Here is a 3,826-nt window from a genome sequence, read left to right on the forward strand (position 1 = left end):
TCGGCTTCGGCTTCGGCTTCGTCCGCCTCCAGCCACTCCGTGGCTTCGTGGGCGGACGTCAGCTGGACCTCATGCAAAGGTTCCATCTCGATCTCTTCGGGGTCTGGCGGCGTGCTGGCTTCCTGCGAAGCATTGGCCATCGCCAGCCGGGTGGCCCGCTCCAGTGCAGAGCGCACGCCAGCGAGCTGCACACCGAGGCTGGTGTCGAGCCGGCCGATGTCGGACTCGAAGATGCAGGAGCCCAGCGCGAGCGATGCATCGGTCTCGACGCGCACCTCGGGCTCGTTCGGCCCACGCACGGCCGAGGCGATGGCGGTGCGTGCCGCCTCGGCCTCGTCCGGATGAACGCGCAGGCTGGCCGTTCCTGCCTGGCGCAGCGCATCCTTCACGGTCCACAGGGCGCGCTGGAACAGGGCTTCGCGCGATTCGGATTGCACGATGCGCTCGACGGCCAGCGCGACCACGCCGGCCAGTTGGGTGTCCATGGCGTGCCAGGCGGTTTCATGCGTGGCCTTGAGCTGCGCGAAGCGGCCGTGCCACCGCGCGGCGGCTTCGCGCTCGCCGTGGGCATAGCCCAGCTCTCGCTCGGCAGCCGCCTCGCGCCGTGCCTCGTCCACCAGGGCTTCGGCCTCTTGCCGCGCCTGCTGCAACAGGGCCTGGGCCGACTGTTCGGCTTCGTCGGCGGTGCGTTGAGCCTGGGCCCGGGCTTCCTCGCGGATGGCGGCGCATTCATCCCGGACGCTCTCCAGCAGCCCCAGTACGCCGGTCACCGTGGGGATTTCATGGGCCCGGAGGATGCCGGTGTCGGTGCGCAGCTGGGCGCGGTTCGGGTTGGACCAGATCAGCATGGTGTGCCTTCGAACAGCGATTCCAGCCGCTCCAGGCGGGCATGGGCCGGGCTGAGTGCCGCCGGCACATGCCGGGCGCGGGGCTCGTCCTGCCGCGACAGGGGCAGAGACAATCGGGCCAGCCGGCGCAATCCCCGGTCGGGCCACACGCCTTCCCGCACCAGTTCGCGGTAACCGACCCAGGCCCATGCGAGGGGTGTCCACGATGCGACTTCACTGGGCACGGGTGTGCCTTCCTGAAGGCCTCGCAGCGCCCCGTAGGCCGGCCCCAGGCATTGCTGCAGCGCGGCCCGCGACGTGCGCTCGACGCAGCAGCGCAACACACCGGGCCGGCCCATCAGGGCGAGAGCGCACAACCGCGACAGCATCTTTGTCCGGTCCATCAGCGCAAGCCGGCTGGCAGGGTGCTCCAGGGAGGGCAGGGGAGGCAGGGGGCCGCAGCTGCGTTCATACAGCGCAATGGACATGCGCTGTCCCACGGCACCCTGGTCCCAGTCCTGGGCGGACTGCGCCAGGCCGAGCGGGGCGCGCCAGCTCGGGTCCATGCCTTCGTGCAGGGCTTCGAGCCGCAACTGGAGCGCCTGCGCCAGCGAGGCAAGTTGGCTGGCCCGGCTCATGGCCGCCGCCCCAGGCCGTCGGCCGTGTCGGGGAGGGGGGTCATGCCGAGGCTCCCGCGGGCGCCGTGGCTGGCGCGGGGTTGGGTTTGGCGGCCTCCACGGCAGGCTGCGATGCGCTGGCTTCCTTGCGCCGCAGCGGCGCTGGCAGCCAGGCGGGGCGCTTCCAGGCCAGCCATCCACCCGCCGCGGCAAGGACGAACAGCAAGGCGGCCAGGCCGATCCACAGGCTGTTGTTGGACTCTTCCTTCAGCACGGCAGGGCTCAGAGGCATGCCTGGCACGAGTGTGACGGTCACGTTCTCATAGGCCAGCCCTTCGACGCTGCGTGCCACCATGTTCTTGATGCCGGCGACCAGCCCTGCCAGGTTGGCGCTCTCGCGGTACTTGATGAAGACCGAGGCGCTGGCCGGCTTGACCGAGGATGCCAAGGGGTCGTTGTTGGGCAGCACGATGTGCACCCGTGCGGTGACGACGCCGTCGATCTGCGACAGCGTGGCCTCCAGCTGCTGGGCCACACCATAGATGAAGCGCACCCGCTCCTCGGTCGGCGTGGAGATGAGGCCTTCCTTCTTGAACATCTCGCCGAGCGTGACGTGGCGCTCGCGGGGCAGGCCATAGGACCTCAACACGGTCAGCGAGCGCACCACATCGTCCTGGTCGACCTGCACATTCCAGGTCTTGCCGGCATCCGTGGTGGCCTTGCTCACCTGCACGCCGCTTTCCAGCAGGGCGGCCACCATGTCGTTGGCATCGGTCTCCGTCTGCTTGGTGTAGAGGTCCGTCTTGCAGCCGGTGAGGGCCAGCAACAGTAGCAGCGGGATCAGCGCGCGGCGCGCGAACTGGCGATAGGTCGCCGCGCGGGAGCAGAGGGATGGCGCCATGATGGGTGCTTCGCTGAAAGGGGTTTATTGGTTGCGCATGAGCGTTTGCAGGCCGGTCTTGGCGGTTTGCGCAAGGCTGCTCATCGCCTGGACCTGGAAATGGGTGCCGGCGAACTGGTACATCAGAGTGACCTGGTACGCCGTCAGGTCCACCCCGGGCGGCTGCTGGATCGCGGCCTGCATGAGCGCCGCCGTGTCCTGAATCTCCTTGCGGATGGACTCGTCCTGATTGATCAGCATCTTGCCCAGCGTGGACGGGCTCTCGCTCTCCACGGAGGACAGTGGGGGCGTGTCCTTCATCATGCGAGCGAATTTCTCCGCGACAGCGCTCATGTTCATCGAGGGGCTGGACGCCTGATCGACGATGAGGGAACTGGATGCCGCGCCAATGCTGCCGATGGGGTCCATGATGGATTCTCCGGAAATGAAGGGGTGTCAGGCGCGCATGAACATGAAAGGCATCTGGAACGCGGAAACGCTGGCGGCCTCGGCGGGTTTGGGGGCCTCGGTGGTTTCCTGGAACGTGCCCGCGGCCCTGGCCCGGTTGATGACCAAGCCGCTGACCAGTTCGAGTGCGTCCGGGCCGGCGTTGCCTTGCTCCAGCTCGTTCAGCGTCATCTCCCAGCCGCGATCGCCCAGCATGTATTGGCAGTTGGCGATCATGGCTTTCGCGGAACCCCACTGTTCCGGGTGGTTCTCCAGGGTGCGCACGAGTTGGATGCATTCGCGGTAGGCGCCGCGCCGGAAGGAAATCCAGCCATCGATCATGTCCAGCTCCGCCACCTTGGGGCGCAGCGTGCGGATTCCGGCAAGGATGTCCGACGCCTCGTCGTTCATGCCCTGGGCGATGGTCCGGTAGACCAGTTTGATCAGCGCGGTAACGAATTCCTTGCGCTCAAATTTCGGATTCATAAAAACACTCCTGTTTCTTCTGCATAGACGGCCTGGGCTCGCGTACAGCCCTGCGCCGGCGTCGGTCGATGGTCCGCCTCGGCGCTCACCAGTACGACGTACGAAGCGCAAGCCAGAAGGGTCACGATCGTGGTGATGAAAGGTGGCATGGCCTGCGGCGGCTGCGGGCAGGCTTGCAATCCATGCGCGGGGGAAACGCCTTGGATCCAAAGAGGATCCGATCGCTTCATCCCGCAGCCTGCGCAAGCTTGTCCGTCATGCTCTTGGAGCTTTTCTGGAACGCGTCGGCCATGTTGGAGATGACGGAGTTGCGGCCTTGCCTCTCGCTCAGCTTGGCTTGCAGTTCCGTCATGGCGTTCTGGTTGTCCTGCTGCTGCTGCATGCGGGCCATCAGGGCCTTGGTGTCGCCATCTGCTTTGTTGACCATGGGGGCTCTCCTGTGAGGGGAAAAGTAAAAGGCTTTGCTGCGCCATGAGCGGTGCGGCCCATGGCGCGATGCAGCATCAGCCCGCGCCTTGCGCTTGTTTGTCCGACAGGGCCTTGGAGTTCTTTTGGAACGCATCGGCCAT

The 3,826-nt window shown here is 66.6% G+C and carries 6 protein-coding genes; all 6 read right to left on the reverse strand.

Annotated elements, in window-relative coordinates; translation table 11 throughout:
* A partial coding sequence (gene sctL / locus AC27IO_RS21640) for a type III secretion system stator protein SctL (protein WP_498740699.1) occupies positions 1-848 on the reverse strand: 848 nt, incomplete at its 3' end.
* On the reverse strand, positions 842-1,465 hold the full coding sequence (locus AC27IO_RS21645; RefSeq protein ID WP_284406598.1) for a type III secretion protein HrpB4: 624 nt from the start codon (positions 1,463-1,465) through the stop codon (positions 842-844). The genes sctL and AC27IO_RS21645, both read right to left, overlap by 7 nt.
* Positions 1,466-1,505: 40 nt before the next feature.
* Entirely contained in the window at positions 1,506-2,345 is an 840-nt protein-coding gene (sctJ, locus tag AC27IO_RS21650) for a type III secretion system inner membrane ring lipoprotein SctJ (RefSeq protein WP_284431035.1), read from the reverse strand.
* A 24-nt stretch (positions 2,346-2,369) separates the two neighbouring features.
* The gene (locus AC27IO_RS21655) at positions 2,370-2,753 is read right to left on the reverse strand and encodes a type III secretion protein (protein ID WP_284431036.1); all 384 of its coding nucleotides are present in this window, start codon (positions 2,751-2,753) and stop codon (positions 2,370-2,372) included.
* A gap of 27 nt (positions 2,754-2,780) precedes the next feature.
* Positions 2,781-3,257, reverse strand: coding sequence for an HrpB1 family type III secretion system apparatus protein (locus tag AC27IO_RS21660; protein ID WP_284431037.1), 477 nt, complete (start codon positions 3,255-3,257; stop codon positions 2,781-2,783).
* A gap of 226 nt (positions 3,258-3,483) precedes the next feature.
* Positions 3,484-3,684, reverse strand: coding sequence for a hypothetical protein (locus AC27IO_RS21665; protein ID WP_272565621.1), 201 nt, complete (start codon positions 3,682-3,684; stop codon positions 3,484-3,486).
* Positions 3,685-3,826 lie beyond the last annotated feature (142 nt).

It is taken from the genome of Acidovorax sp. KNOB132, assembly GCF_057541515.1.